26 protein-coding genes are annotated in these 25,809 nt (G+C 72.6%); 7 read left to right on the top strand and 19 right to left on the bottom strand.

The genetic code is table 11. The features are described 5' to 3' along the window. Nucleotides 1-5 precede the first annotated feature (5 nt). Nucleotides 6-1,550 carry an alpha/beta fold hydrolase gene (locus tag ACH4F2_RS10265; protein WP_398132255.1) on the bottom strand — a complete coding sequence of 515 codons (1,545 nt, stop codon included), beginning with the start codon at nucleotides 1,548-1,550 and terminating at the stop codon, nucleotides 6-8. 121 nt (nucleotides 1,551-1,671) lie between these two features. Between ACH4F2_RS10265 and ACH4F2_RS10270 the strand changes: the two genes are divergently transcribed. Further along, nucleotides 1,672-2,658, top strand: coding sequence for a MerR family transcriptional regulator (locus ACH4F2_RS10270; protein WP_398132256.1), 987 nt, complete (start codon nucleotides 1,672-1,674; stop codon nucleotides 2,656-2,658). A 7-nt stretch (nucleotides 2,659-2,665) separates the two neighbouring features. Here the strand turns inward: ACH4F2_RS10270 and ACH4F2_RS10275 are convergent, their stop codons facing one another. The 3 genes from ACH4F2_RS10275 to ACH4F2_RS10285 form a co-directional block, all read right to left on the bottom strand. Continuing rightward, entirely contained in the window at nucleotides 2,666-2,932 is a 267-nt protein-coding gene (locus ACH4F2_RS10275) for a hypothetical protein (protein ID WP_398132257.1), read from the bottom strand. Nucleotides 2,933-3,301: 369 nt separating this feature from the next. Then, a complete protein-coding gene (gene katG, locus ACH4F2_RS10280) occupies nucleotides 3,302-5,524 on the bottom strand; it encodes a catalase/peroxidase HPI (RefSeq protein ID WP_398132258.1) in 2,223 nt (740 codons plus the stop codon). A gap of 24 nt (nucleotides 5,525-5,548) precedes the next feature. After that, entirely contained in the window at nucleotides 5,549-5,995 is a 447-nt protein-coding gene (locus ACH4F2_RS10285) for a Fur family transcriptional regulator (protein WP_398132259.1), read from the bottom strand. A gap of 207 nt (nucleotides 5,996-6,202) precedes the next feature. Here ACH4F2_RS10285 and ACH4F2_RS10290 point away from each other — a divergent pair, with 207 nt between their 5' ends. Both ACH4F2_RS10290 and ACH4F2_RS10295 read left to right on the top strand, forming a co-directional pair. Then, entirely contained in the window at nucleotides 6,203-7,303 is a 1,101-nt protein-coding gene (locus ACH4F2_RS10290; RefSeq protein ID WP_398132260.1) for a DUF475 domain-containing protein, read from the top strand. A gap of 120 nt (nucleotides 7,304-7,423) precedes the next feature. Continuing rightward, complete coding sequence (locus ACH4F2_RS10295) at nucleotides 7,424-7,846, top strand: DUF350 domain-containing protein (RefSeq protein WP_398132261.1); 423 nt, start codon at nucleotides 7,424-7,426, stop codon at nucleotides 7,844-7,846. A gap of 216 nt (nucleotides 7,847-8,062) precedes the next feature. On the opposite strand, the gene ACH4F2_RS10300 is transcribed toward ACH4F2_RS10295, so the two are convergent. The 5 genes from ACH4F2_RS10300 to ACH4F2_RS10320 form a co-directional block, all read right to left on the bottom strand. Beyond that, entirely contained in the window at nucleotides 8,063-9,223 is a 1,161-nt protein-coding gene (locus ACH4F2_RS10300; RefSeq protein WP_398132262.1) for an oxygenase MpaB family protein, read from the bottom strand. 13 nt (nucleotides 9,224-9,236) lie between these two features. Next, on the bottom strand, nucleotides 9,237-10,397 hold the full coding sequence (locus ACH4F2_RS10305) for a polyprenyl synthetase family protein (protein ID WP_398132263.1): 1,161 nt from the start codon (nucleotides 10,395-10,397) through the stop codon (nucleotides 9,237-9,239). Further along, complete coding sequence (locus tag ACH4F2_RS10310) at nucleotides 10,390-10,674, bottom strand: polyprenyl synthetase (protein WP_398132264.1); 285 nt, start codon at nucleotides 10,672-10,674, stop codon at nucleotides 10,390-10,392. Before ACH4F2_RS10310 ends, ACH4F2_RS10305 begins: the two co-directional genes overlap by 8 nt. Nucleotides 10,675-10,813: 139 nt before the next feature. Next, nucleotides 10,814-11,005, bottom strand: coding sequence for a hypothetical protein (locus ACH4F2_RS10315; RefSeq protein WP_398132265.1), 192 nt, complete (start codon nucleotides 11,003-11,005; stop codon nucleotides 10,814-10,816). 195 nt (nucleotides 11,006-11,200) lie between these two features. Further along, nucleotides 11,201-12,274 carry a polyprenyl synthetase family protein gene (locus ACH4F2_RS10320; protein WP_398132266.1) on the bottom strand — a complete coding sequence of 358 codons (1,074 nt, stop codon included), beginning with the start codon at nucleotides 12,272-12,274 and terminating at the stop codon, nucleotides 11,201-11,203. A gap of 151 nt (nucleotides 12,275-12,425) precedes the next feature. Here ACH4F2_RS10320 and ACH4F2_RS10325 point away from each other — a divergent pair, with 151 nt between their 5' ends. Next, nucleotides 12,426-14,372 (top strand): TerD family protein, encoded by a 1,947-nt coding sequence (locus tag ACH4F2_RS10325; RefSeq protein WP_398132267.1) that lies wholly within the window; start codon nucleotides 12,426-12,428, stop codon nucleotides 14,370-14,372. 152 nt (nucleotides 14,373-14,524) lie between these two features. On the opposite strand, the gene ACH4F2_RS10330 is transcribed toward ACH4F2_RS10325, so the two are convergent. Genes ACH4F2_RS10330 through ACH4F2_RS10355 form a run of 6 tightly spaced genes read right to left on the bottom strand, consistent with a single transcriptional unit; the run spans nucleotide 14,525 to nucleotide 20,633 of the window. Then, nucleotides 14,525-15,400 (bottom strand): phosphogluconate dehydrogenase C-terminal domain-containing protein, encoded by an 876-nt coding sequence (locus ACH4F2_RS10330; RefSeq protein WP_398132268.1) that lies wholly within the window; start codon nucleotides 15,398-15,400, stop codon nucleotides 14,525-14,527. After that, a complete protein-coding gene (locus ACH4F2_RS10335) occupies nucleotides 15,400-16,209 on the bottom strand; it encodes a sugar phosphate isomerase/epimerase family protein (RefSeq protein WP_398132269.1) in 810 nt (269 codons plus the stop codon). The genes ACH4F2_RS10330 and ACH4F2_RS10335 overlap by 1 nt, the downstream gene beginning before the upstream one ends. Beyond that, nucleotides 16,209-16,988, bottom strand: coding sequence for a triose-phosphate isomerase (locus ACH4F2_RS10340; RefSeq protein ID WP_398132270.1), 780 nt, complete (start codon nucleotides 16,986-16,988; stop codon nucleotides 16,209-16,211). The genes ACH4F2_RS10335 and ACH4F2_RS10340 overlap by 1 nt, the downstream gene beginning before the upstream one ends. After that, a complete protein-coding gene (locus ACH4F2_RS10345; protein ID WP_398132271.1) occupies nucleotides 16,988-17,470 on the bottom strand; it encodes a ribose-5-phosphate isomerase in 483 nt (160 codons plus the stop codon). The genes ACH4F2_RS10340 and ACH4F2_RS10345 overlap by 1 nt, the downstream gene beginning before the upstream one ends. 11 nt (nucleotides 17,471-17,481) lie before the next feature. After that, nucleotides 17,482-19,269 (bottom strand): dihydroxyacetone kinase family protein, encoded by a 1,788-nt coding sequence (locus ACH4F2_RS10350; RefSeq protein WP_398132272.1) that lies wholly within the window; start codon nucleotides 19,267-19,269, stop codon nucleotides 17,482-17,484. Further along, a complete protein-coding gene (locus tag ACH4F2_RS10355) occupies nucleotides 19,266-20,633 on the bottom strand; it encodes an MFS transporter (RefSeq protein WP_398132273.1) in 1,368 nt (455 codons plus the stop codon). Before ACH4F2_RS10355 ends, ACH4F2_RS10350 begins: the two co-directional genes overlap by 4 nt. A 240-nt stretch (nucleotides 20,634-20,873) precedes the next feature. On the opposite strand from ACH4F2_RS10355, the gene ACH4F2_RS10360 reads away from it, so the two are divergent. From ACH4F2_RS10360 to ACH4F2_RS10370, 3 genes are all read left to right on the top strand, one after another. Continuing rightward, nucleotides 20,874-21,629, top strand: coding sequence for a FadR/GntR family transcriptional regulator (locus ACH4F2_RS10360; protein WP_398132274.1), 756 nt, complete (start codon nucleotides 20,874-20,876; stop codon nucleotides 21,627-21,629). Nucleotides 21,630-21,661: 32 nt separating this feature from the next. Continuing rightward, entirely contained in the window at nucleotides 21,662-21,793 is a 132-nt protein-coding gene (locus ACH4F2_RS10365; protein ID WP_398132275.1) for a hypothetical protein, read from the top strand. Nucleotides 21,794-22,029: 236 nt separating this feature from the next. Further along, nucleotides 22,030-22,866: a lysozyme gene (locus ACH4F2_RS10370; protein ID WP_398132276.1), complete on the top strand. Its 837-nt coding sequence runs from the start codon at nucleotides 22,030-22,032 to the stop codon at nucleotides 22,864-22,866. Between the two features lie 34 nt (nucleotides 22,867-22,900). Here ACH4F2_RS10370 and ACH4F2_RS10375 read toward each other — a convergent pair whose 3' ends face one another. The 4 genes from ACH4F2_RS10375 to ACH4F2_RS10390 form a co-directional block, all read right to left on the bottom strand. Further along, on the bottom strand, nucleotides 22,901-23,623 hold the full coding sequence (locus ACH4F2_RS10375; protein ID WP_398132277.1) for an FAD binding domain-containing protein: 723 nt from the start codon (nucleotides 23,621-23,623) through the stop codon (nucleotides 22,901-22,903). 184 nt (nucleotides 23,624-23,807) lie between these two features. After that, on the bottom strand, nucleotides 23,808-24,380 hold the full coding sequence (locus ACH4F2_RS10380; RefSeq protein WP_398132278.1) for a hypothetical protein: 573 nt from the start codon (nucleotides 24,378-24,380) through the stop codon (nucleotides 23,808-23,810). After that, entirely contained in the window at nucleotides 24,377-24,694 is a 318-nt protein-coding gene (locus ACH4F2_RS10385) for a hypothetical protein (protein ID WP_398132279.1), read from the bottom strand. The genes ACH4F2_RS10380 and ACH4F2_RS10385 overlap by 4 nt, the downstream gene beginning before the upstream one ends. Nucleotides 24,695-24,785: 91 nt before the next feature. Further along, a complete protein-coding gene (locus ACH4F2_RS10390) occupies nucleotides 24,786-25,589 on the bottom strand; it encodes an alpha/beta fold hydrolase (RefSeq protein WP_398132280.1) in 804 nt (267 codons plus the stop codon). Between the last annotated feature and the right edge of the window lie 220 nt (nucleotides 25,590-25,809).

The following is a 25,809-nucleotide window of genomic DNA, read 5'->3' on the forward strand; positions in this document are numbered from 1 at the left end:
CGTCGTCACGGTACGTCGCGTCGGCCGACGCGGTCCAGTACCGCACGCATGGCGCGGTGCACTGCCTCGCGCGACTCGTCGGTCGGGTCGACGGTCTCGAAGCTGTGGTGGCCGTGCGGCACGTCGACCACCTCGACGTCCGCCCCGCAGTCCTTGGCCGCGGCCAGGAACTCCTCGACGGTGGCGGCGATCTCGGGCATCTCCAGTCCCGCACGGGTGAGTACTACGGGCAGGGCGCCGGCCCCGGCCACCGCCCGCACCGGATGGAAGCGGGTGCCGGACAGCCCCCAGTTCGGCAGCGGCGCCAGGACGGGATAGGTGGCCGCCAGACAGCGCAGCCACCGCTCCGGCGCCGCCAGCCAGTCCGCCGCGATCAGTCCGCCGCCCGAGAAGAACCACAGCGCGATCCGGTCGGCGTCCACCCTCGGGTCGGCCCGGACCAGTTCCACGGCCTCGGCCACGTCCGCGGCGGCGCGCTCGTAGTCGGCCAGGTCGTGCAGGCGGTGGTCGAGGACGACGCCCACCGCCCCGCCCCCGGCCGCGTACCGGGCGTACCCCGTCAGGGTCGGCCAGTCCCTCGGGGTGGGCCGGGCGTCGGCGGGGACCGGGCCGCCGTGCACGAACACCACCGCCGGGCGCGGCTCCTCGGCGTCGGGCAGGTACAGGTCGACGTTCCCGTGCCGCTCCCGGGGGACTTCGGGGACGTCCAGCAGGAACGGCCGCAGATGCGCGGGCGGTTCCGCCGCGTCGGCGGGCTTCAGCCGGTGTCCCTCGCCGGCCGCGGCCCGCAGCAGGACGTCCGCGAGTTCGGCGGGGCAGGAGAGCATCGGCCAGTGTCCGGTGGGCAGTTCGAAGAAGGTCACCCGGGGGTCGGTCAGGGCCCGCAGCGCGGGATCGCCGCCGAAGCCCACCAGCATCTGGACCATCTCGATGCTCGCGCCGTTGCCGGTGCACAGCACGCCGGTGGTGGGCACCGAGGCCACCGCACCGGTCAGTCGCAGGGGCTGGAGCAGGGTGCCCAGAGGTTGCGGCGCGGCGAGGGCGGTGAGCCGGTCCAGCGCCGCGTCGGGAACGCCCGCGGTGCTGCCCCAGATCCCCCACTCGTCGTGCGCCGGTGGCGCCAGTACCGCGCCGGCCTCCGCTCCCCCGCCCGTCCCGGGCCGTCCGGCCAGCCGCTCGCGCAGGGACTGGTCGGGGACGGCGGCCAGGGCCGGGACGCCGTCCCTCGGCATGCCCGAGTCCAGGTAGACGATCCGGTCGATGCGCTCCGCCCGCCGGTCGGCGGCGCCGAGCGCCGGGTGGATGCCATAGTCGTGGCCGACCAGCACGATCTTCCGGTCCGTCGCCGTGCCGATCGAGTCGATCACCGCCAGGACGTCCGCGATGTGGGTCTCCAGGTCGGCGCCGGAGACCGTCGCGCCGGGCGGGCCGTCGAGCCCGGTGAGTGCGGCCGGGTACGCCTCGGCGCCCGCCGCGGTCAGGCGCACGGCGGTGTCCTGCCAGATGTGTGTGCCGGTGAACATGCCCGACACCAGGATGAACGCGGTCATTGCCTCTCCTCCGTACGCCGTTCGGTACGACGCCCGTCACCGCGTCGTACCTCCGCGGACCGGCTTGATCACCGGCCCGCGCTCGCCGGTACGGTAGGAACTCCCCCTGAGGGAGGTTCAAGTGCTCACGTCGTACGACGGCCTGTGCGGCATCGGGGAACTCGCCGAACGGGCGGGTGTCACCGTCAAGACCGTCCGCTTCTACTCCGACCGCGGACTGCTGCCGGAGGCCTCGCGCAGCACGGGCGGGCACCGGCGCTACGGCCCCGGGGCGCTCGACCGGCTGCGTCTGATCCGTTCCCTGCGGGCCCTCGGCCTGTCGGTCCCCGAGGTGCGCCACGTCCTCGAGGAAGAGGGCGAGGAAGGCGAGGCGGGCGGCGACCGCGCGGTGGGCGGCGGCGCGCTGGAGGCCGCGGTGGCCGGGCGGCTGCGCGAACTCGGCTCCGAGCTGAAGGCGCTGCGCTGGCGGGAGGCGGCACTGCGGCTGGTGCAGGAGTGTCCGCCCGGGGAACGGGCCGACCGGTTGCGGCTGATCGGCGCCGTGTCCGCCCCGCCGAGCACGGCCCCACTGGTCCGGTTCTGGCGCGGCTGGCTGCCTCCGCGGATGCCGGCCCGGGCGGCCGGCGCCTTCCTGGACGTGGCGGTGCCGCAGCCGCCCGACGATCCGGCCCCGGCCCAGGTCCTCGCCTTCGCCCGGCTGAACGCCCTCACGCTCGCCCCGTGCCCGGGCACCGCACAGCCCCAGCCCGAGGCGCACAGGACAGCCGGTGCCCGGGGGTCCGCGGTGCTGTACGCGGGACTGGCGGAGGCGTACGAGCTGGCGGGCGTGCACCTGCGGCGGAACCGGGACCCGCAGCCGGGCGAGGCGTTGGACGGTTTCGTCGCCGCGTACACGGACGCGTACGGCGTCCGGGACACCCCGGACTTCCGCCGGCGGCTGGCCGGGCAGCTCGCGGCCGACCCGCGGCTCGACCGCTACTGGGAGCTGGTGGGCGAGGTGGTCACCCCGCCGGGGCAACCGCCGGAACCGACCCCCGGCTCCGCACACGACTGGCTGTTCGCGGCCCTGGTCGCGCAGACGGGGGCGTCCCCGATTCCGGCGACATGACGTGACGTCAGGGCGCGTCGCCCCGCCAGTCGAAGCGGCGGGGGTCGCCGCGCCTCGGGCCGTACACGGAGCGCCCGCCCGGGCCGTAGCGGCCTATCTCCGTCGCCAGTGACACTCCCCGGCCGCGCTCGTGGCCGGGAAGGTCGGTGATGTCCAGCAGCAGACCGTCCAAGGGGCCGCCCACCAGCTGGGCGTAGACGCGTCCGGCCCGCGGTCCGGGGTTGTCGTGGTCGGCGCCGTAGACCCGGCCCCGCATGAACTCCACCTCATCCATGTCTCGCAGCCTCGCATCCGCCACTGACAACGGCGTCCAGAGAGGCGGGGCGTCGAACAGTTCCGACAGGCAGCGGGCGCCATCACGGACCACCGCGGCACCGGCGGCGCCGGACGCCCCGGGAAACAGCCTGCCGTAGGCGCCGGCCCGGCCGGGGGCACTCACCCGCCGGGCGAGGCTCACCGCGCGTCGCAGTTCTGCGGTTGTCCGGCCGGCTCCCGTCCACGGCTCCAGGCAGGCGTCACGCAGTCGTGGCAGGCCGCGACGCACTGGAGGTCGTGCGCCGAACCGGCCTCGTTCCGCGGGGCGCCGCGGTACCGGGGGCGTCCGGGCCGGGCGGGTGGGCCGGCCGGCCCGGACGGCGGCGGATCAGGCCAGGTCGAACCGGTCGAGGTTCATGACCTTGACCCAGGCGGCGACGAAGTCGTGCACGAACTTCTCCTGCGCGTCGTCGCTCGCGTAGACCTCGGCGAGCGCCCGCAGCTCGGAGTTGGAGCCGAAGACCAGGTCGGCGCGGGAGCCGGCCCACCTGACCTCGCCGGTGGCGGTGTCGCGGCCCTCGAAGGTGGTCTGGTCCTGGGTCGTCGACTTCCAGGTGATGCCCAGATCCAGCAGGTTCACGAAGAAGTCGTTGGTCAGCGAGCCGGGGGTCCTGGTGAACGCGCCGAGCTGGGACTGCTGGTAGTTGGCCCCCAGGACGCGCAGGCCACCGACCAGGACGGTCATCTCGGGGGCGCTCAGGGTGAGCAGGTTCGCCCGGTCGAGCAGCAGGAACTCGGCCGGCAGCCGGTTGCCCTTGCCGTGGTAGTTGCGGAACCCGTCGGCGGTCGGCTCGAGCGCCTCGAACGACTCGGCGTCGGTGTGCTCCTCCGTCGCGTCCACGCGGCCCGCGGCGAACGGAACCTCGACCTGGAAGCCGGCTTCCTTGGCGGCCCTCTCCACGGCGGCGGAGCCACCGAGGACGATCAGGTCGGCCAGGGACACCTTCTTCGCGCCGGCGCCGGAGTTGAACTCCTGCCGGACGCCCTCCAGGACGCGCAGGACCTGGGCCAGCTCGTCGGGCTCGTTGACCTCCCAGCCGCACTGCGGCTGCAGGCGGACGCGGGCGCCGTTGGCACCGCCGCGCTTGTCGCTGCCGCGGAAGGTGGACGCCGACGCCCACGCGGTGGACACCAGCTGCGAGACGGACAGACCCGACTCGAGCAGCTTGGTCTTGAGCGTCGCGACGTCCTCGGCGTCGATGCGCTCGCCCTCCGCCGAGGGCAGCGGGTCCTGCCAGACCAGGGTCTCCTCGGGGACCTCGGGGCCGAGGTACAGGGACTTCGGGCCCATGTCACGGTGGGTCAGCTTGTACCAGGCGCGGGCGAAGGCGTCCGCGAAGACCTCCGGGTTCTCGTAGAACCGGCGGGAGATCGGCTCGTAGACGGGGTCGTAGCGCAGCGACAGGTCGGTGGTGAGCATCTTGGGGCGGTGCTTCTTCGACGGGTCGTGCGCGTCGGGGACGATGGCGGGGGCGTCCTTCGCCACCCACTGGTTGGCGCCGGCCGGACTCTGCTCGAGCTCGTACTCGTACTCGAAGAGGTTCTTGAAGAATCCGTTGCCCCACTGCGTCGGGGTCGTGGTCCAGGTGACCTCCAGGCCGGAGGTGATGGCGTCCCCGCCCTTGCCCGTGCCGTAGGTGCTCCTCCAGCCCAGGCCCATCTCCTCCATGGAGGCGGCCTCGGGATCGTCGCCGACGTGGTCGGCCGGGCCGGCGCCGTGGGTCTTGCCGAAGGTGTGTCCGCCGGCGATCAGCGCGACGGTCTCCTCGTCGTTCATCGCCATGCGGCGGAACGTCTCGCGGATGTCGCGGGCGGCGGCGAGCGGGTCCGGGTTGCCGTTGGGGCCCTCCGGGTTGACGTAGATCAGGCCCATCTGGACCGCGCCGAGCGGGTTCTCCAGCTCGCGGTCGCCGGTGTAGCGCTCGTCGTCGAGCCAGGTCGTCTCGGGGCCCCAGTAGACGTCCTCCTCGGCCTCCCAGACGTCGGCGCGGCCTCCGGCGAAGCCGAAGGTCTCGAAGCCCATCTGCTCCAGGGCGACGTTGCCGGTGAGGACCAAGAGGTCCGCCCAGGAGAGGCTCTGGCCGTACTTCTTCTTGACCGGCCACAGCAGGCGGCGGGCCTTGTCGAGATTGCCGTTGTCCGGCCAGCTGTTGAGGGGGGCGAACCGCTGCTGGCCGGCGCCGGCGCCGCCGCGGCCGTCGCTGATGCGGTAGGTACCCGCGCTGTGCCAGGCCATACGGATCATCAGCGGGCCGTAGTGCCCGAAGTCGGCGGGCCACCAGTCCTGCGAGGTGGTCAGCACCTCGGCGATGTCCCGTTTCACGGCCGGCAGGTCGAGGGACTCGAACGCCTCGGCGTAGTCGAACTCCTCCCCCAGCGGGTTGGCCACGGCGGGGTTCTTGGCGAGGATCTTCAGGTTGAGCCGCTCCGGCCACCACTGGCGGTTTCCGCCCCCCTGCGTGGGGTGCGGGGCGCGTCCGTGGGCGACCGGGCAGCCACCCGTCTCCTCGGTTTTCGCGTCGGTCACGATGGCGTCGTGGTTCTCGGACATGGGAATCCTTCCGAACGGGGCGGATCAAGGTGCTGGGGAACTGGCGGGGGTGGCGCAGCCGGGGCACAGGCCCCGGTAGATGATCTCGGCCTCGTCTATCGAGAAGCCGTGGGCGTCGGACGCGGTCAGGCAGGGCGCCTCGCCCACGGCGCAGTCGACGTCGGCGAGGGCACCGCAGGACCGGCACAGGACGTGGTGGTGGTTGTCGCCCACCCGGCCTTCGAACCGCGCCGGGCTTCCGGGCGGCTGGACGCGGCGCACGAGCCCCGCAGCGGTGAGCGCGTGCAGCGCCTCGTACACGGCCTGGAGGGATATGTGGCCCACGCGCCGGCGCACCCCGGTGGCGATCGCCTCGGCGTCGAGGTGATCGCCCCGTCGGACGGTCTCGAGCAACGCGACGCGGGCGGCGGTGACGCGCAGGCCGGCCCCGCGCAGTTCCGAGGCGACGGCCGGATCCCGGGATGCGGTCATGGCGGTGAACCTACTCCCGCAGACACGACCCCCTCAAGGAAACGAGCCGATCCATTTCGGTGACCGTCGGGTGCCGGGGCCGCCGCCGTGCCCGGCCTGCCCCGGTGAAGGCGGACGATCGTGGTAAACAACGTGGGTGGCGGGCACTGGCCAGGGAGAAGTGCCACATCCCGGCGCAGCGCGACAACAGGAGTGAGTGATCAGCCCGTGCTTGTGAAGACGTTCCGATGGGCCTTCGCCGTCACCGCCCTGGGTCTGGCCGTGGGAGTCCTGTACGAGGGGTGGACCGCCTTCGGACTCGTGGCCGTTCTCGCCGTGCTGGAGGTCTCCCTGTCCTTCGACAACGCGGTGATCAACGCCGGGATCCTGAAGAAGATGAGTGCCTTCTGGCAGAAGATCTTCCTCACCGTCGGCATCCTCATCGCCGTCTTCGGCATGCGCCTCGTCTTCCCGGTCGTGATCGTGGCGATCAGCGCCCGGCTGAGCCCGTGGGCCGCGGTCCACCTGGCGCTCACCGACAAGCAGCGCTACCAGGAGCTGGTGACGGACGCCCATCCGTCGATCGCCGCCTTCGGTGGCATGTTCCTGCTGATGATCTTCCTCGACTTCGTCTTCACGGACCGGGACGTCAAGTGGCTGGGCCCGCTGGAGCGTCCGCTGGCCGAACTCGGCCGGGTCGACATGCTGTCGGTCTGCATCGCCCTGATCGTGCTGCTGATCTCCTCGGTCACCGTCGGCGCCCACGCCCACCAGCACGGCGGCATCCATGCCGACAAGGCGGAGACGGTGCTGCTCGCCGGTGTCGCCGGTCTGATCACCTACATGGTCGTCGGTGGCCTCTCCGGCTTCTTCGAGGACAGACTGGAACGGGAGGAGGAGCGCGAGCACGCGGCCGAGGAGGAGGCCGAACGTGCGGGCAGGCCCCGTTCGGCCGTCGCTCTCACCGGCAAGGCCGCGTTCTTCATGTTCCTCTACCTGGAAGTTCTGGACGCCTCGTTCTCCTTCGACGGTGTCATCGGCGCCTTCGCCATCACCAACGACATCGTGCTGATGGCGGTCGGCCTGGGCATCGGCGCCATGTACGTCCGGTCCCTCACCGTCTACCTGGTCCGCCAGGGCACCCTCGACGACTACGTCTACCTGGAGCACGGCGCGCACTACGCCATCGGCGCCCTCGCCGCCATCCTCCTGGTGACCATCCAGTACGAGATCAACGAGATCGTCACCGGTCTCATCGGGGTGGTCCTGATCGGCTCCTCCTTCTGGTCCTCGGTGCGCCGCAACCGCGCGCTTGCGGCGGCTTCCTGACCCGGCGTCCGGCCCTGCTGCCGGACCGCAGGGGTCAAGGGGCCGAACGGGTGCGCTACATTTTGCAGCGCCTTGACCACGATCACTCACGATCTCTCACGCTACGGAGCCGGCAACCCCATGAGCGACATCGTCAACGGACTCGGCAGAGCCACCGCCTACGGCGGCCTGGGCCTGGTCCTCCTGGTCCTCGGCATCGTGCTGGTCGACGTGCTGACGCCCGGAAAGCTCGGTCGGCAGATATGGGAGCAGCGCAACCGCAACGCTGCCATGGTGCTCAGCTCCGCGCTGCTCGGTATCGGCGGCATCGTGTTCACGTCCATCTGGACGACGTACGAGGACTTCGGCAAGGGGCTGGTGTCGACCGCGGCGTTCGGGCTGCTGGGCCTCGTGATGATGGCCGTGGCCTTCCTGGTCGTCGACCTGATCACCCCGGGCCGGCTGGGCGCGACGCTGGTCGAGCCGGAGCCCCACCCGGCGGTGTGGGTGACGGCTTCCTGCAACCTGGCCGTCTCCGCCATCATCTCGGCCTCCATCGCCTGACGCCGCCGCCCCGCCGCGAGGACGCCCGAATGTCGCCGCGCGCCCGGTGGAACCGCCCGCCGCGGCATGCGGCGCGTCGACCACGTCAGCGCCCGCCCGGTTCCCGTACCGCCCTCGGGAACCGGGCGTCCACGCGTAGCAGGCCGTCACGCGCAGCAGGCCCCCATGACGATCGGCCCGCCGGCTGGTGCGGCGACGGCCGGCACCTGCGGCGGCTCAGGAGACGGTCGCGGGCGGCGGGGTCCAGCGGTGGGTGCGGGAAGCGGCCCCGGAGACGCCGTACTCCTTCCTCAGCTGTTCGGGGATGGCGTAGTGCATGACGCGTCCGCGGGTGAGGGAGGACAGTTCGAGGACCGTGGTGAGGTGACCGAGCCGGTCCAGGGCCCACGCGCCCAGCGGTGAGCGGTCCTCGATCGTCTCCAGGATGCCGAGGAGGCGCGGGGCTGCCTTCACGACGGTGTCCCAGGAGGTGCGGGGCACCTCCAGCCAGTCGGCGCACGTGTCGCCGACGAGGTAGCGGATCAGGGCGGAGACCACCGGGTCGAAAAGGGTGCCCGGAACGACTTCCTCGTACAGGTCGATCAGTTGCCTGGTCAGATGGGCGCCCTCCTCGGACGGGCCCATGTGGCGCAGCATGTACAGGTCGAGGAACTGCCGCGCCTCGTCGAGCGTGGTGGGGGCGGCCGACTGGTCGACGCCGAGGATCGCGCCGACGACGCGCCAGGCGTAGAAGTAGGCGTCCGCTCCTTGCGCGGACATGTGGATGCCGAGACGGTGCAGGCTGTCCAGGACGAGCAGGGAGAAGAACATCTGCCCGCCGATCATGTCCTCCTGGCAGATCGGTACGCCGAGGGTGTCGGTGTCCCAGCGGTTCTCCCGCTTCAGGTGGTGGCGGATGGCGGCGTGCAGCAGGCGGACCTTCTGGGCGGCCGGGAGGAAGCGGCCGCCGGCCTCGAACGCGTCCGGCCGCATGAGGTAGACGGTGAACTGGCCGGTCTCCGCCATCCGTTTGGAGGGGTAGCTCAGCCCGTGCGTCGCCGACAGCAGTCTGGCCACGTGCGGGACGACGTAGCAGGCGGGCATGGACGCGAACGACAGGGCGGTGGAGATGTGCACGTTGTTGTCGATGAAGAACAGGCGGGCTTTCTCCATCTCGGCCCAGTCCACCCAGTCCGGGGGCGTGCCGGTAGCCCTCAGGTACTCCCGGGCCACCCCGGGGAGGCCGTCCGGGAGTTCCTGGCCGGTGGTGGAGACGTAGCGCATCAGGGAGTTGAACTTGCCGACCTCGCCGCGCTCGAACAGGGTGGCGACGACGGCGTCGGCCAGTTCGTCGCCGCCGCGGCGCAGTGCGTCCATCGACGTCTCGGTGTAGGGCATCGCGGTCTCCTCGTCAGTGGATGCGGTCGGTGGCCTGCTGTGCGAGCTCGCGCAGCGCCCGGCGCGCCCGCGGTGGGACCCCGGCGGTGTCCAGGGCGCGGGTGGCCCGCTCCACGCGGGCGAGGATCATCCGCTCCACCCGTTGCGGCGCCTCCAGCTCCAGCATGAGGTCGCGCACTTCGCGCAGATGGGTTCCGTCCAGGTCGCTGCGGCCCAGCACGCCGCGCAGCCGCTCCCGCTGGGGCGCGTCGGCGGCCTGCCAGGTCTCGGCCAGCAGTGCGGTGGGCCGATGGGCGCGCAGGTCGTCCAGGCCCGCCTTGCCGGTGCGTTCCGGGTCGCCGAACAGGCCGAGCAGGTCGTCGCGGAGCTGGAACGCCTCGCCGAGCGGCAGGCCGTAGGCGGAGTAGGAGGCGCGCAGCGCGGTGGGGGCACCGGCGAGCAGGCCGCCGATGAGCAGGGGGTGCTCGACGGTGTACTTGGCGGTCTTGTACCGGATCACCTTCAGGGAGGTTTCGGTGTCCGGTCGTCCGCCGGTGTGCAGGATCTCCAGGCACTCGCCGGCGATGAGCTCGCGGGCGAGCGCGGCCCACAGGCCCCGGGCGCGGGCGAGGTAGGCGGCGGGGAGACCGCTGGTGGCGAACAACTGCCCCGCGAGGGCCATCAGATGGTCGCCCACCAGCATCGCCAGGGACCGGGCGGCCCGGTGGGCCGGACGGTGGCCGTCCCGGGCCGGCCCCGTGGCCGCTTCCGGGGCGATCGCCGCACCCGGGCCCCGGCCCGTGTCCGTGCCCGTGTTTGAGCGTGTCTCCCCGGTCGTCTCCGGTGCCGCCGTCAGTACGGCCGCCAGGGCGACGTGGACGGTGGGCAGACCGTGGCGCAGGGCGCTGTCGTCGATGAGGTCGTCGTGGACGATCGCCGCGGCGTGCACCAGCTCCATGGCGGCCGCCGCCCGTACCAGAGCGTCGCTGTCGGGCTGTCCGGCCGCCCGCCAGCCCCAGTAGCAGAAAGCCGGGCGCAGCCTTTTGCCGTGCCTCGCCGCGTTCCGCAGTTGCCCGGCCACGGGCGCGAGGGCGTCGTCGACGGCCAGGAGATGGTCGGCCTCCTCGTCCAGGAAGCTCCGCAGGACCCCGTCGACGCGGGCCTTGAACGCGCCCGGGTCCCAGCGTTCAGACATCGCCGCCGTCGGCTGCCCGACGGGCCCGCGCGTGCTGGGCGAGTACCTCCAGGTGGGCGGGTGGCACGTTCGCGCACCGGTCCAGGGCCAGCCTGCCCCGGGCCTGGAGATCCTGTTCGGCCTCCCGCACCAGGTCGGCGGTGTCCGAGCGACCGAGGAGCCCGCGCAGCCCGCCCACCGCCGAACCGATCGTGCTCACCGCCAGGTCGGCGAGGCCGGCGACCAGCAGCACGGCCTGGTCGTCCAGGCCTGGACCACGTCGCGTCGAGTGCGTCATGCTTCTCCCCCAGGGATCGCGTCGTCACCGATGCGCCTGGTCAACGGCGCATCCGGTCAGAGCATGACCGGACGGCCGGGGCAGGAGATCCCGAATACCCCATTGAGCGACACGGGGAACAGGTGTCAGACGGTCGGGCTCAGTCGCCCGAGTCGTCTCCCCCGCTCCCCCGTCGGCCGGAGCCCTTCGAACCGCGCACCAGTTCGCCCGCCGCCAGGGTCGCGGCGGACACCGCACGCACCCAGCGCGGACCGCCCCGCGCCGCCCACACGACGCAGACGCATCCGCCGCCGACGAGTACGAGGGCACCGGTCAGAACCAGCACAACCATGTCCCTCCTCCCTTTCCTGCTTCCGTCCCGAGACCCGGCCCATCCTGCCAGTGCGCAAAGGGTGCGACGCCGGGCGGCCGGGCGCCCCGACTGGCGCGACACCCCTGTCCTGCGGCGGCGGCTCGACCAGGCCCTGACCCGTCTCCTCACCGGCACGCAGGCCCCGGCCCTCCGGCCGACCGGCGTGTGAGCTGTTCACCCGGCCCGCTCCACACTCCACCTCGGCACACGCTCGAAGAAGGCGACCGCCTCCTCGCGCCACCGCGGCCGCCAGCCCTCGGCCACCAGCCGTGCCTGCTCGGCGTAGCCCCGCATGTCCTCCCGCATCCGGTCGGCCACACCGCGGCGCTCGCCGATCTCACGGACCGCGGCGACGGTCTCCGGCGTGCAGGACGGGTTCCCCAGTGCCTCCTCGACGACGGCGCGCTCGGCGCCGCGCACGGCGGACAGCAGTCGGGCGACGGTGTAGCTGTGCCTGCCCTCGCGGATGTCGGTGCCCGTCGGCTTGCCCATCGTGGCCGCGTCGCCGAACAGGTCCAGGTAGTCGTCGCGCATCTGTCCGCAGATGCCGACCAGTCGCGCGTAACGCCGCAACTCCTTCTCGTAGGCGGCCGGTTGTTCGCCCGCGGCCAGGAGCCCGAGGTACAGGGGGGCGAGGACCGAGTAGCGGGCCGACTTGTGGTCGGCCACGTCGTGCAGGACTTCGTCGTCCGGCGCCTCGGAGGCGAAGTCGCGCTCCAGGTCGACGATCTGGCCCACGAACGTGTCGGTCGCGGCCCGGGTCTGCACCTCGACCATGGCCTGACGCACCTCGACCGGAAGTCCGGCGTCCAGGAGCACGCGCAGCGAGAGGACGAGCGCCAGGTCGCCCGCGAGTACGGTGAGTCCGAGCGCCGCCCGCGGGTGCCGGGGGAACCTCTCCCGGTAGGCGTAGTAAGTGGTGGGCCCGCCGCGGCGGGTGGCGCTGTCGTCGATGAGGTCGTCGTGGACGAGACCGTGGGTCTGCAGCAGTTCGACGCTCAGCGCGGCGGCGTCCAGCCCGTCCACCGGCTCGTCACTCACCAGGCGCGCGGCCTCGTGGAGCAGCACGACCCGCATCCGCTTGCCGCCGCGCAGGGACAGGGCACGCAGCAGCTCCAGGCAGTCCGGGGTGAAGCGGCTGAACTTCGGCGCGTCCAACGTGGCGCCCAGCGTGTCGAAGTACTCCGCGAAGAGCGTGTTGAACCGTCGCTCGTGCCGGGCGACACGGTCCAGCAGCTGCTCGGTCATGACGAAGTCCTCCTGAGGGCGGGGCGGATGCCACGCGAGCAGTGTGCCAGGGGGCGCCCGGCCACCGAGGGGCGCGGTCACGACCGCCGTGAAACGGGATCAATCGGCATTCGAGTTGAAGGAACCGTGGACATGCCTCCATCCTTCCTCCATGTCTCTCACGTCTGCCGCCGCCGATCCGTCCGACCTGCGCGACTACGCCTTCGAGTGGGCGCTGGTCGACGTGGAAACCTCCGGTCTCGTACCGCGCCGTGACCGGGTGCTGTCCGTGGCCGTGGTGACGCTGGGCCCGGACGGCGAGCAGACCGGGGAGTTCTCGACCCTGCTGGATCCCGGCTGCGACCCGGGGCCCGTGCACGTGCACGGTCTGACGGCCGAGCGGCTGCGTGGGGCGCCTGCCTTCGAGCAGGTGGCCGAGCGGATCGGCGCGCTGCTGGAGGGCCGGGTACTGGTCGCCCACAACGCCCAGTTCGACTACGACTTCCTCGCCCACGAGTTCGCTCGGGCGGGGCTGCGGCTGCCCGTCGCCCGGCGGTTGTGCACGCTTGCCCTGAACCGCCGCGTGGACCCGCCGACCGACGACCTGAGGCTCGGCACGCTCGCCGCGCACTACGGCGTCCCCCAGGTGAAGGCGCACGACGCGCTCGACGACACGCGGGTGCTGGCCGGCGTGCTGCGCGCCTCGCTGCGGGAGGCGGCGCAACTGGACCTGTCGTTGCCGCTGGTGGCCTGCCCGCCCAGGCAGGACGCGCAGTTCGCGCCGAAGCCGCCCAAGGCGCCGTGCGCCTTCCGCAATCCGGGACGGCTCATCGCGGGCGGGCCGCTGGTACAGGGCATGAAGATCGCCGTCACCGGGGAGACCCGGACGGCACGGGCGGACCTGCTGCTGCGGGGCGCCGCGGCGGGGCTGAACATGATGTCGTCCGTCAGCCGGCACACCAGCGCACTGGTCACCAACGACTCCTCCGCCGGCTCCGCCAAGGCCCGGCGGGCGCTCATCGAAGGCGTTCCGGTCATCGACGAGGCGGCCTTCCTGCGGCTGCTCGGCGATGTCCGGCCCGGCATCTCGCACGAGGGAGTGCCGCCGGAGGCCGACGCCGTCCCCTCCTCCGGCTCTCCCGCGCTCCCGGCCGTCCCCGCGCCGCGCACGCCCGAGGCGGTCGAGGCGGTGGAGGTGGTCGAGGCGCTCGATGCGGATGCCCCGGAGACCATCGCCCCCGCCCTCCCGGACCCGGCCGCGCCCGACGAACCGGCCGCCGGCCCGAAGCCCGGCAGGCGCCCCGGGAAACCGCGCGGCCCGCTGACCGGACGGCGGGTCCTCGTGCTCGGCGGCACCCATCCCGACGCCGTGGCCGCCCGTACGCGCGTCGTCGAACTCGGCGGGGCCGCGGCCATCAACCTGTCCGCCGGCGTCACCGACGTGGTCGTCCTCGACGGCGGCCACAGCGACCGCAGGCTGCCTCGCATCACCGCGCTGCTGCTGCCCACGCACGACGCGGCGTGGCTGGTCGCACCGGTCGTGACGGCGGCGCCGCGCGCGGACGAGCGGCGTACGGCCGCACATGTGCTGCCGCGCGGCGGCGTCGTCGATCTGCCGCTCCAGCACGGGCGGGGACCGGCGCACCCCTGGACGGTCACCGCGTCCTGGGCGCAGCAGACGGCGTGCGAGATCGACGTGGTCGCGTTCGTGCTGGACGAGGACGAGCAGGTCTCCTTCGACGAGGACTTCGTCTTCTACGGCACCCCGGAGAATCCGGGCGGTACGGTGCGGCTGCTGAGCGACGGTCCGACCGAGCAGACCGTCAGCGTGGACCTCGCCACGCTGCCGCCCTCGGCCCGCAAGGTCGTCATCGCCGCCGCCGTCGACGGCTCCCCCACGTTCGGTGACGTCGGTGCCCTGCACATCGTCTCCGGCCCGGGAAGCAGCGCGGCGGCCCTCGCGCAGTCCACGCTGGACGCCGCCACCACCGAGCGCACCATGCTCCTCGCGGAGCTCTACCGTCGTGGACAGAGCTGGCGGCTGCGTGCCGTCGGTCAGGGCTACGACCACGGCCTCGGCGCCCTCGCCCGGAGCTACGGCGTCGACGTCGCCGACTGACCGCCGCCCGTCGTCTCAGCGGCGCTGCCACAACCGGGTCTCACCCGCGGCCGCGGGCTGTCGAAGCCCGAGCAGCGTCCGACACGCGGGCGTGGGGGCGACGGCGCCGGAGGCCCCGCGCAGGGGTCTCCGGCGCCACAGCCGACGGCACGTCAGCGCTTGATCTCCTTGATCTTCAGCATGCGCGTGATGACCTTGTCCAGCTCCGCGTCGTCGAAGACCTTCTTCCAGTCGTCGCGCACGATGGACTCACGGCCGTAGTCCATGGCGATCAGGCAGGCGTCCGAGAACGGGTTGGAGCCCTTCAGGGTATTGGCCAGCGCGACCTGGGTGTGGCCCAGCAGCATCGCGCGGGCGGCCTTCTCCGGGACGCCGACGGTGTGGACCGTCTCGTGCAGGGCCTCGGTCAGCAGTGCGCCGACCATGCAGGCGATGGTCTCGACGAGGGTGGGCTCCAGTACGGCGAGCTGCTTGACGGTGACCCAGTGCACGTCGACGACGGGTGCGTACATCACGCGGATGACCGCGTCGGCGAGTTCCTGCTTGGCGTCGTCCCCGCCCTCGTACGCGGCGACGACCTCCTGCGGTGCGGCGATGCCGCCGAAGGTGTCCTGCCACTCCTCCTTGGTGGTGCGCTCCAGGAAGACCGACGGGTGGCAGGGGTGGGCGCAGGCGTAGTGGATGTCCTCGCGGGTGAGGAGCAGGCCGGCGTAGGCGGCGGCCGGGTCGAGGGTGAGGACGACCGTGCCCGGCCTCATCAGCGGCACGAGTTCCTCGGAGACCTTGCCGAGGACCACGTCGGGCACGGCGAGGATGACGACGTCGGCCTCGGCGGCGGCGTCCTTCGACTCGGTCAGTTCGCGGCCCAGGCCGCGGATGAGTTCCTGGCCCCCCGGGGACGCCTCGCTGAAGAGGACCCGGAAGTCGCTCTTCACCAGGTTGTCGGAGACGCGCTGGCCCATCTTGCCGGCGGCCCCGATGACGGCGACGGTCTTCACGTCGGCCTGGTGCTGGATCTCGGTGGCCATTACTTGCTCCTCAGGAGGGTGTTGATGCTGTGCTGCGTCCACTGGTGTTCGAGCCGGGCGGTGGCGTCGTAGCCCTCGTCCTGCCACGGGAGCCAGTGCTCCACGATCTGGTTGATGCCGCGGTCCCCCGGCCGGGCCGCGCGGACGGCGGCGATCATGCCGTCGTGGTCGAGGAGGCCCTCGCCGAGCGGGCAGCCGGCGTAGGTGAAGCCGACCCAGCCGTCGCGGCGGGTGAAGGCGAAGTCCTTGACGTGGATGTTGACCACGTACGGCGCGGTCGCGGCGACGACGTCGGCGGGCCGCTCCAGCCTGGCGACGCTGTTGCCGGGGTCCAGGACGATGCCGAGGTGCGGGCTGTCGACGGCGCGTACGACGGCCACCAGGTCGTCGGTGGCGACCTGCTCGTAGGTCTCCAGGCCGAGGGTGACGCCCGCGTCGGCGTAGCAGGGCACCGCTTCCTCGAGCAGGGCGACCGCCTCGGCGGTGCCGGGTTGGTGGTCGGCCGTGTTGAGCATGGAGCGGACCAGGGTGACGCCCAGTTCGCCCGCCATGTCGAGGTACTTCAGCAGGTGTTCGGGGCGGATGCCGCGGGTGCCGAGTTCCAGGGTCAGGCCGAGGTCCTCGGCGGTGGCGCGGACGTCGGCGAGCCGCGCGGCGTCGTAGGACTCCACGGGAGCGTAGTCGCAGATCTGGAAGACCTCGCCGCCGAGCTCCGCCGTGTCGCGGAGCATCGCGGGCAGGCTCATCGGCTCGGGGGCGCGGGTGGAGACGCGCCAGAAGTAGGCGTAGGTACTGATGCCGTACGCCATCACGCCACCGCCGCCGGGGCCGGGGAGCGGATCTCGTCGAGGATGGCTTCGACGTTCGCCGGGTCGTGGGCGAAACGGCCGAGGAAGAGGCCCTCGGCGGTGCCGGCCAGGCGGGTCAGCAGGCCGGGGCCCGCGCTGCCGCCGTAGATGACGGTGGAACCGGCGTGCCGTGGATGAGTGGCGAGCCAGCCGCGCAGGGCGGTGCACACGGTCGCGATGTGGTCGGCGGAGGCGGGCTCGGGGGCTCCGATGGCCCACTGCGGTTCGTAGGCGAGGACGACCGCGCCGTCCAGTCCGTGCAGCAGGCGTTCCGCCTCGGCGACCGTGCGGGCCGCGGCATCGGCCGGGTCGGCCTCGTCGCGTTCACCGACGCACAGGACGGGGATGAGGCCGTTGCGCAGGGCGGCGGCGGTCTTGGCTGCGACGACCGTGTCGCCCTCGCCGTACAGGCGGCGGCGCTCGGCGTGGCCGACCTCGGCGTAGCGGCAGCCGATCTCCTTCAGGAGGGGGCCGCCGACCTCGCCGGTGTACGGGCCGCTGTCCTCGGCGGCGATGTCCTGGGCGCCGATGGCGACGCCGTACGGGGCGAGGATGCCGGTGGCGGGGACGAGGGTGGGGAAGGCCGGGAGGACGAAGAGGCGGGCGGCGCCGGACGCGACCGCGGGGTGCCGCTCGGCCAGGGTCGCGATCCGGCGGGACCAGTTCAGCGTCTGGTGGTGGCCGAAGTACATCTTCAGGCTCACCCCCAGCAGGACGGGCGACGGTGCGGGGGCGGACATCAGGCGGCTGCCCCGTCGCCCGCGGCGGTCTCGTAGTCGCACATCAGCTGGACCTTGGCCGCCGACGCCGAGCTCTCGTCGAAGCGGTAGGTGAGCCACTCGGCGGCCAGTCGGCGGGCGAGTTCGAGGCCGACGACGCGCTGGCCGAAGGTGAGGACCTGCGCGTTGTTGGAGAGGACCGCCCGCTCCACGGAGAAGGAGTCGTGGGCGGTGACCGCCCGGATGCCCTTGACCTTGTTGGCGGCGATGGCGACGCCGAGTCCGGTGCCGCACACCAGCAGGGCGCGGTCGGCCTCGCCGCGGGCGACCATCTCGGCGGCGGCGATGGCGACCTTCGGGTAGGCGGTGTGGCCGTCGGCGTCGACGCCGACGTCGGTGACCTCGGCGACCAGGGCGCTGCCGCGCAGGTCCTGCTTGAGGGCTTCCTTGTACTGGTGGCCGGCGTCGTCGGACCCGACGACGATGCGGAGCTTGTCGGTCATGTCGGCTTTCCTCAGTGGTGGTCGTGGGGCTGGTCTTCGCGGGGCCGGCCTTCGCGGGGGCGGTCCTCGCGGGGGCGGTCGAGCAGGGTGCCGTGGACGGCGCGGGTGATCAGGGCGAGGGAGTGCGCGCCCGCGTCGGGGGTGCCGAGGGACTTCTCGGCGTGCGGGCGGGCCCGGCCCTTGCGGGGCAGCAGGCCGGCGGTCGCGGCGGCCGCCTCCGTGGCGGCGGTGGCGGCGCGGTCCCAGGCCTCCGTGAGGCCCAGCCCCTCGGCCACGGCGTCGGCGAGCGTGTCGGCGAAGGGGACGAGGACGTCGACCATCGTCTTGTCGCCGACCTCGGCCCCGCCCAGCCGGCGTACGGCGGCACAGGCCTCCGTGACCCCGGCGACGATCCGAGCGGCGTCCGGGGCGTCCCGGTCACCGAGGGCGGTGCCCAGGGAGAGCAGGATGGTGCCCCACAGGGCGCCGGAGGTACCGCCCGCCCTGTCGGCCCAGGCGTCGGCGGCATGCGTCAGGACGGTGCCGGCCCCCGCGCCGCGAGCGTGGACGTCGGCGGCTGCCCGGCGAGCGGCGGTGGAGCCGCGCCGCATGCCGATGCCGTGGTCGCCGTCGCCGGCGACGGCGTCGATGCGGCCGAGTTCGTCGGCGTGCGTGTCGACGGTGGCGGCCACCGCGTCCAGGGCGGCCAGGGCGGCGCCGGCGGCGTGCCGGGAGGTCCCGGAGGCCGGGGGTACGGCGGCGTCCGGGGTGTCCTCCGCGAGAGGGTCCCGGCCGTCCTGTTCGGGCGCGTCGAGAGCGCCCTTGCGGAAGGCCGGGGTGTCGGCCGGCGCCCGCCACAGCTCCTCCAGGCGGTCGTCCAGCCAGGTCAGGGTGAGGGAGACGCCGGCCATGTCGAAGCTGGTGACCAGTTCACCGACCTCGGGGTCGACGATCTCCACGCCGGCCGCGTCGAGGAGGGCCGCCACCTCGCGGTAGACGACGAACAGTTCCTCGTACTTGACCGAGCCGAGACCGTTGAGGATGACGGCGGCGCGCTGTCCGGCCGGGTCCTCGACGTCGTCGGGGAGTTCCTTCAGAAGGGTGTCGACCAGGAGCCGTGCCGCCTCGTCGGCGGTGGGCAGGGCCTCTTCACCGATGCCGGGTTCGCCGTGGATGCCGAGGCCGACGGCCATGCGGGCCTCGGGGACGGTGAACAGGGGGCGGTCGGCGCCGGGCAGGGTGCAGCCGGAGAAGGCGATGCCGAAGGAGCGGGTGCGGGCGCCTGCCCGTTCGGCGACGCGCAGCACCTCGTCCAGGGACAGGCCCTGCTCGGCCGCGGCGGCGGCCGCCTTGAAGACGGGCAGGTCACCGGCTGTGCCGCGGCGCTTGGCGGACTCGTCCGGAGCCGCGCTGGCGATGTCGTCGGCGACGGCGAACGTCCGGGTGTCGATGCCGTCGGCGGCGAGCCGCTCGGCGGCCTGTCCGAAGTGCAGGACGTCACCGGCGTAGTTGCCGTACATCAGGAGCACCCCGGCGCCGCCGTGCGCGGCCCTGGCCACGGAGCGGATCTGCTGGGCGGAGGGCGAGGCGAAGACGTTGCCGACCGCGGCGCCGTGCGCCAGGCCCCGGCCGACGAGGCCGGAGAAGGCGGGGTAGTGGCCGGAGCCGCCGCCGATCACCACGGCCACCTGGCCGGCCGGCGTGGCCGCGGCCCGGACGACTCCGCCGGTGACGGAGCGGACCCAGCGCCGGTGGGCGGCGGTGAAACCTTCCAGCGCCTCGTCGGCGAAGGCGGCGGGGTCGTTGAACAGGCGGGTCATCGAAGGGCCTCCATGGCCTTGTGCTCGCGGTCGGGGGCCGGTTCGTCGGTGCGGTGGCGGGCGGCGAGCCAGACCATCAGGGCGGCGGAGAGCAGCATGAAGAAGCCGACGAGGTACAGCGGTACGTAGTAGGCGCCGGTCCAGTCCTTGAGCCAGCCGGTGATGTAGCTGGAGGCGAATCCGGCGACGTTTCCGGCGGTGTTGATCAGGGCGATGCCCGCCGCGGCGGCGGCGCCGGTCAGGAACCGGGAGGGCACGGACCAGAAGACGGGCAGTGCGGCGAAGATGGCGCAGGCGGTCACGGTGATCACGGCGACCGTGGCGGTCGGGGAGCCCATGTAGAGGGCGAGGGGGATGGACAGGCCGCCGACGACGGCCGGGCCGGCCACGTGCCAGGTGCGGGTGCCGTGGCGGGTGGCGTGCCGGCTCCAGAAGAAGAGGACGACGGCCGCGGGCAGATACGGAATGGCCGTGATCCATGCCTTGTCCATCACGCTGAACGTGGTGTCGTACTGCTCCTGGAAGCCGTTGATGATCGTCGGCAGGAAGAAGGCGAGGGCGTACAGGCCGTAGACGAAGCCGAAGTAGACCGCGGCGAGGGTCCAGACCCGGCCGCTGCTGAAGGCCTTCTTCAGGTCGCCCTTGGCGTGCTTGCTCTCGTGACCGGTCTTCTGGGCGTTCTCCGCGGCCAGTTCGCCGGTCAGCCAGTCGCGCTCGGCCTCGGTGAGCCACTTGGCGTCGGCGGGCTTGTCGATCAGGTAGAACCAGGCGACGACGCCGAGGATGATCGCGGGCAGCGACACGAACAGGAACATCACGCGCCAGCCCTCGAGGCCGAACAGGCCGTGGCGGCCGATCAGCCAGCCGGCCAGCGGGGCGCCGAACACGGTGGTCAGCGGCTGGGCCAGGTAGAACAGGCCGAGGATCTTGGTGCGGTGGCGGGAGGGCACCCACTGGCTCAGGAAGAGGATCGCGCCGGGGAAGAACCCGGCCTCCGCGACGCCGAGCAGGAAGCGCAGGGTGTAGAGCTGGCCGCTGCTGCTGACCCACGTGAACAGCAGGGAGACGATGCCCCAGGTCACCATGATCCGGGCCAGCCAGCGGCGGGCCCCGAAGCGGTGCAGGGCCATGTTGCTGGGGACCTCGAGCACGATGTAGCCGAGGAAGAAGATCCCGGACGCGAAGCCGAACTGCGCGGCGGTCAGGGCGAGGTCCTGTCCCATGCCGTTCGGTTCGGCGAACGAGACGGCCGTCCGGTCCAGGTAGTTCACGAAGAACATCAGCGCCACGAACGGCACAAGGCGGACTGAGACCTTCTTGATGGCAGCTCTCTCGACTGCCGCGGATGGCGCTTGGGCACCCATGGCGACTCCTCGGCTCGCCCGGACAGCTCCGTCCGGGGTGGTCGTGCCGGACGGTCCGCCACGGGGGCGGCCGGCCGGTTCGCCTTCACGCTATGCCCCGGACCCAAATTGGTCACCAATTTACCAGTGTGGTGACGATCATAGATTTCCAGGCGGCCCAACCCTTGACAAACCGCACCCGAGGGATGGGTGAACTGCCTGGTCAGTCGGGTGAGTACGGCGTCTGGTTGACTGGTTACCGTGACCAGTCAGCCTGATCAGCAGAGCTCCGCTGCCGCGCCCGACCTCGCGCGGCTGCTGCGCCCCGTGGTGCGCGAGTCGTCCGTGAGCGAGGTCGCCAAGCGGCTTCTCGACCACCTCTCGGCCGGCGACATCCGGCCCGGCACGCGACTGCCCGCCGAGCGGCAGCTGGCCGAGGCCCTCGGTGTCGCGCGCTCCAGCGTGCGGGGCGCACTGTCCGCCCTGGACGTCCTCGGGATCATCGAGATCCGCCCCGGCTCCGGCTCCTACGTGCGCGAGGGCACCTCCGAGTTCCTTCCCCGGGCGATCAACTGGGGGCTGATGCTGGGCCAGCGGCGCACCCGGGACCTCGTCGAGGTGCGCACGTACATGGAAGGGGTCTCGGCCCGGCTCGCGGCGGAGCGCGCGACCGACGAGGAGGTGGCGCGGCTGGAGGAGCATCTCCAGCACATGCGCGACGCGGGCGACGACGTCACGGCGTTCATCGACGCCGACATCGCCTTCCACCTGGAGACGGCCCGCATCGCGGGCAACACCGTCCTCAGCGACATCCTGCACAGCATCCGGGCGCTGCTCCAGGTCTGGATGGAGCGCGTCAGCGACATCGAGGGCACCGTCAGCGGCACGCTGTGCGAGCACGACGCGGTGCTTCGGGCGATCCGCGCGCGCGATCCGGAGGCGGCGGACCGGGCGATGGCCGAGCACATGCGGATGGCCAGCGTCCGGCTGCGCGCCTCCGTGGACGGCGAGGCCTGAGCACGACCGGACCGGACCGCTGGGAGCAGCGCATGTCCCGCCTCGGGGACGCCGTCTCCGACCGCGCGCTGCTGGGCGTGCCCGCCCTCGCCCTGGCCGCGGGGGCGCCGGCCGTCCTGGTGCGCGGGGCCCGCGACGCGCGACGTGAGGGACGGGGACGCTGACGACGTCGTCCCGACGCGGCGGCTCCAGTGGACCGGGCCGCGGCTCCAGTGGGCGGGACAGCGGCTCCAGTGGACCGGCCGCGGCTCCGGTGGGCGGGGCCGCGCCCTCCGGTGGGCCGGACAGCGACGTCCGGCCCGCTCGGGAGCACGTCCGACATCGCCTCGGGCCCGCGCCCCAACACCGTCTGGGCGACTGTGGGGTGCGGTCGGGCGCGACAGCGGATCGGATGGGTGCCATGCGCAGACCCATAGCCGTGGCGTCCAGCCACTCACGCCGCCTGCTCACGTCAGGCGTCCTCCTCGCCGCACAGTCACTCCTCCTCACCGTGTCCGCGGGCCCCGCGTCGGCCGACGACGCGGGGGCACCCGTCCGCGGTTCCGCCCACATGGGCGCGGGTGTGCTCGCCCACGAGGGAGTCCAGGGGCATCCCGTCGGCACCCGAGTCACCCAGACGGAAGGCGTCGACGTCTCCAGCCACCAGGGCAACGTCGCGTGGGCGACCCTCTGGAACAGCGGGGTGAAGTGGGCCTATGTGAAGGCCACCGAGGGGACGTCCTACCTGAACCCGTACCACGCGCAGCAGTACGGCGGTTCGTACGACGTCGGGATGATCCGCGGCGCGTACCACTTCGCGATCCCGGACGGCTCCGGCGGCGCGGCCCAGGCCGACTACTTCGTCGACCACGGCGGCGCCTGGTCGAAGGACGGCAGGACGCTTCCGGGCGTGCTCGACATCGAGTACAACCCGTACGGGGAGACCTGCTACGGCAGAACGTCCAGTCAGATGGTCGGCTGGATCCGCGACTTCCTGGACCGGTACAAGGCGCGCACCGGCCGCCACGCCGCGATCTACACGTCCACCAACTGGTGGAAGCAGTGCACCGGGGACTACAGCGGTTTCGGCTCCACGAACCCGCTGTGGATCGCCCGGTACGCCGCGACCGTGGGCCCCCTGCCGGCCGGCTGGGACCACCACACCATGTGGCAGTACACCTCGTCCGGGCCGACCGTCGGGGACCACGACAGGTTCAACGGGGCGCTGGACCGCGTCAAGGAGCTCGCCAACGGCTGACAGACGGCCGCGGGACGGCCGGCCGGCAGCTCCGTCAACGACCGGCGAGCGGGCCCAGGATGTCGGCGACCTGCTCACGCACCACGTCCCGGGCCACGGGAGGCAGTGCGCCGACGTCCGTCCGCTCCAGCGCGTCGAGGGCCTCGTCGGTGCCCGCGTCGCACGGCGCGGTCCCGCTGAGCACCTCGTAACCGTCGCGGACGGCGACCCGCAGCCGGTGCCGGCCGTCGCCGTCGGCGTGCACGGCGGTGGCGACGACGAGTGGCGGCGGTCCGCCGGCTTCGGCGGGCTGTTTGCGGTAGCCGCTGGCTATCGGGGTGCGCCAGCTCAGCCGGAGCAGCAGGTGACGCTTCGCCATGACCTCGGCAAGGTCTGTCTCGTAGGCCCGGTCCGGCCCCAGCACCGTGGCGCGGGCGTCCAGGACGAGGGCCGCGGGCAGCAGGCAGCGCAGGCTGCTGCCGACGAGGTTGCCGCCGACCGTGGCCGTCCGGCGTACGGCGCCGGTGCCCACGGTGCCGGCGGCCCTGCGCAGTACGTCCGGTACACGGTCGTCGATGCGGTGCAGCACCACGGCCGCCCCCAGCGCTTCGGGTTCGACCGCGGTCGCCTCGGGCAGGTCGCGCAGGGACATGGCCAGTTCCGGGAAGCCGTCCCGTTGCCAGGTGGCCCACACGAGGGTGGCACCGCCGATGGGCACCGCTCCCTCGGCCATGCACTCCTGCGCTTCGGACACGGATGTGGGCAGACGCAACAGCATGGCGAACGACCTGCTTTCCCCGGAGGGCGGCGGTCGGACGACGCCGCGCCTCCCGCCGCGTGATCACGGCCACTGCGCATTGTCCGTACCGTCATGGGGGCGCGTACAGGGCTCACACCATCCACCACGTGCGCCCTCCGCGCTCCGGAGCACCACGTGAACGCCGGGCCACGGCCAACGGACCCTATCCGCGCTTCACGGGGCGCTTGTAGTACCGCCAGGGGAATGCTCCGGAGCCGACCTGGGTCCACCCCTGTTCCTCCATCCGGCGGTGCCGGGCACCGACCGCGAAGGGGACCCTCCGGTGTTCCCAGGGATGACCGGACTTCTCCACGACGTGGAAGAACGGGCCGAAGTCGACCACGTGCCAGCCGTCCGCGCCGGCCTCGGCGAGCGCCTGCATCTCGTCGAACGCGGTGAGTGGTGTCAGTACCCGCCGTTCCGCCGCACCGGACGAGTCCGGACCGGGACGCCCCTTGCCGGCGAAGCGCTGTTGCGCGGCCTGCCGGCTCACCCCGAGCACCGTGCCCACGGTGTCCCAGCTCTGCCCCGCGGCTCGCGCGCCCTGGACCGCCTCGCGGAGCAGTCTGCTGGTCTCCTCGGCACCGACGCGGCTGGCGGCCACCAGCCGGAGGTAGCCCACCGGGTCGTGCTCCAGTGACTCGACCAACCCGTCCGGGGCGTCGAGGACGGCGGCTGCGACGCCCTCCCGGATCCGCAGGATCTCCTCCTCGGTGAGCAGTGCGGTCCCGCTCACCGGCGCTCGCCGTTCGCCTCGTCGGTGCGCAGCGGCTCCAGGAGGTCGAGTCTCCCCAGGTCCCGCTCCAGCCGTGCGGCGTCGGTGCCGGCCGTGGCGTTCTGCGTCACCGTGGCGTTTTTCGTCAGGCACGCGGCGAGGAGTACTCCCATGACGAGGACGATGAGGAGGTCCGCGGCCACCAGGACGAGGAAGGCAGGTGTTTCGAGGCCGTCGGCGAGTGATGTCGCCAGGGCGATCAGGGCGGTCACCACGGCGAGCAGGCCGGTGGCGAGCGGCATCGTGGCTACGGAAGGGCGCGTGGGAGCGTGCATGGCGTCAAGGAAACGTTGACACCAGGCGCCTTGTCAAGGAAACCTTGACACTCTCGTGGCGGAGGCCGAACCGCAGGCCTCGTCAGGAGACTCACATGTGCGCGGCCAGGAATTCCAGCAGCACGGCGTTGAAGCGCTCGGGCTGCTCGGCGCCGGGGAGATGGCCGGCCTTCTCGATGACGGCAAGGGTGGAGTGCGGGGCGAGACGGTGCAGGGACTCGGCCTCCGCGACGGGGGTGTAGACGTCGTCCGCGCCGACGACGACCAGGACCGGGGCCCGCACAGCGGCCAGGACGTCCCGGTAGTCGGGGCGTTCGGCCCGTCCGCGCAGTGCCGCCGCGGCGCCGCGCGGGTCGGTGGCGCACATCATCTCCAGGACGCGGGCGGCCACGTCCGGCATCGCGGTGACGTTGTAGGCGGCGAGCATCTTGTCGATGACCTCGTGCGCGTAACCGTCCATGCCCTCGGCGAGGAGCCTGTCGGCCAGCCGGTTGCGGAACTCCTTGCCCTCGGGCGTCTCGGCGGGCGCGGAGGTGTCGGACAGGACGAGTGCCCTCACCCGCTCCGGGTGACGCAGCTGCAACTCCATGGCGATCTGGCCGCCCATGGAGACGCCGCCGACCACCGCGCGCTCGACGCCCAGGCGGTCCAGGAGTTCGGCGAGGTCGTCGGCGAAGTCGGCGAGCAGCACCTTGCCGGGGGTGACGTCGCTACGGCCGTAGCCGCGCAGGTCGGGGGTGACGACCCGGTGGCCGGCCGCCGTCAGCGCCGTCACCTGGGGTGCCCACAGGGTGCGGTTGAAGGGGTGCCCGTGGATCAGAAGGATCGGGAGGCCGGCCGAGGGGCCGGAGTCGTCGTAGTCGATCGTGGCTCCGCGCGCGGTTGTGAAGTTCATTCCGGGCACCCTAGCGGGGTGTTGCCCGGCAGCAGGCCGGCCGCAGGGGATGTCTCGAGGAGCGAGCAGCGCCCCGGCCAACTCCGCTGGTGGCGAATCTCGTTGCTCCCGTCGCTCTGGTCGCTCCCGTCGCTCCCGTTCCTCCTCTCGGACCGGCGACCGGACGCTGTGCCGCCCCGGCGGCGGGCCCGGGTCATTCGGTGATCCGGGCCCGCCACCG

This window comes from Streptomyces sp. NPDC017890 (assembly GCF_044328675.1).
Lineage (GTDB): Bacteria > Actinomycetota > Actinomycetes > Streptomycetales > Streptomycetaceae > Streptomyces.

Excerpts from the sequence above, each read along its gene's own strand:
- ACH4F2_RS10345 (WP_398132271.1), bottom strand. The coding sequence starts at position 17,470 with ATGACCGACAAGCTCCGCATCGTCGTCGGGTCCGACGACGCCGGCCAC.
- ACH4F2_RS10285 (WP_398132259.1), bottom strand. The coding sequence starts at position 5,995 with ATGACCGCATCCCGGGATCCGGCCGTCGCCTCGGAACTGCGCGGGGCC.
- katG (WP_398132258.1), bottom strand. The coding sequence starts at position 5,524 with ATGTCCGAGAACCACGACGCCATCGTGACCGACGCGAAAACCGAGGAG.
- ACH4F2_RS10310 (WP_398132264.1), bottom strand. The coding sequence starts at position 10,674 with ATGACGCACTCGACGCGACGTGGTCCAGGCCTGGACGACCAGGCCGTG.
- ACH4F2_RS10355 (WP_398132273.1), bottom strand. The coding sequence starts at position 20,633 with ATGGGTGCCCAAGCGCCATCCGCGGCAGTCGAGAGAGCTGCCATCAAG.
- ACH4F2_RS10350 (WP_398132272.1), bottom strand. The coding sequence starts at position 19,269 with ATGACCCGCCTGTTCAACGACCCCGCCGCCTTCGCCGACGAGGCGCTG.
- ACH4F2_RS10320 (WP_398132266.1), bottom strand. The coding sequence starts at position 12,274 with ATGACCGAGCAGCTGCTGGACCGTGTCGCCCGGCACGAGCGACGGTTC.
- ACH4F2_RS10325 (WP_398132267.1), top strand. The coding sequence starts at position 12,426 with ATGTCTCTCACGTCTGCCGCCGCCGATCCGTCCGACCTGCGCGACTAC.
- ACH4F2_RS10315 (WP_398132265.1), bottom strand. The coding sequence starts at position 11,005 with ATGGTTGTGCTGGTTCTGACCGGTGCCCTCGTACTCGTCGGCGGCGGA.
- ACH4F2_RS10385 (WP_398132279.1), bottom strand. The coding sequence starts at position 24,694 with ATGCACGCTCCCACGCGCCCTTCCGTAGCCACGATGCCGCTCGCCACC.
- ACH4F2_RS10390 (WP_398132280.1), bottom strand. The coding sequence starts at position 25,589 with ATGAACTTCACAACCGCGCGCGGAGCCACGATCGACTACGACGACTCC.
- ACH4F2_RS10340 (WP_398132270.1), bottom strand. The coding sequence starts at position 16,988 with ATGTCCGCCCCCGCACCGTCGCCCGTCCTGCTGGGGGTGAGCCTGAAG.
- ACH4F2_RS10335 (WP_398132269.1), bottom strand. The coding sequence starts at position 16,209 with ATGGCGTACGGCATCAGTACCTACGCCTACTTCTGGCGCGTCTCCACC.
- ACH4F2_RS10365 (WP_398132275.1), top strand. The coding sequence starts at position 21,662 with ATGTCCCGCCTCGGGGACGCCGTCTCCGACCGCGCGCTGCTGGGCGTG.
- ACH4F2_RS10330 (WP_398132268.1), bottom strand. The coding sequence starts at position 15,400 with ATGGCCACCGAGATCCAGCACCAGGCCGACGTGAAGACCGTCGCCGTC.
- ACH4F2_RS10295 (WP_398132261.1), top strand. The coding sequence starts at position 7,424 with ATGAGCGACATCGTCAACGGACTCGGCAGAGCCACCGCCTACGGCGGC.
- ACH4F2_RS10275 (WP_398132257.1), bottom strand. The coding sequence starts at position 2,932 with ATGGATGAGGTGGAGTTCATGCGGGGCCGGGTCTACGGCGCCGACCAC.
- ACH4F2_RS10370 (WP_398132276.1), top strand. The coding sequence starts at position 22,030 with ATGCGCAGACCCATAGCCGTGGCGTCCAGCCACTCACGCCGCCTGCTC.
- ACH4F2_RS10375 (WP_398132277.1), bottom strand. The coding sequence starts at position 23,623 with ATGCTGTTGCGTCTGCCCACATCCGTGTCCGAAGCGCAGGAGTGCATG.
- ACH4F2_RS10300 (WP_398132262.1), bottom strand. The coding sequence starts at position 9,223 with ATGCCCTACACCGAGACGTCGATGGACGCACTGCGCCGCGGCGGCGAC.
- ACH4F2_RS10265 (WP_398132255.1), bottom strand. The coding sequence starts at position 1,550 with ATGACCGCGTTCATCCTGGTGTCGGGCATGTTCACCGGCACACACATC.
- ACH4F2_RS10305 (WP_398132263.1), bottom strand. The coding sequence starts at position 10,397 with ATGTCTGAACGCTGGGACCCGGGCGCGTTCAAGGCCCGCGTCGACGGG.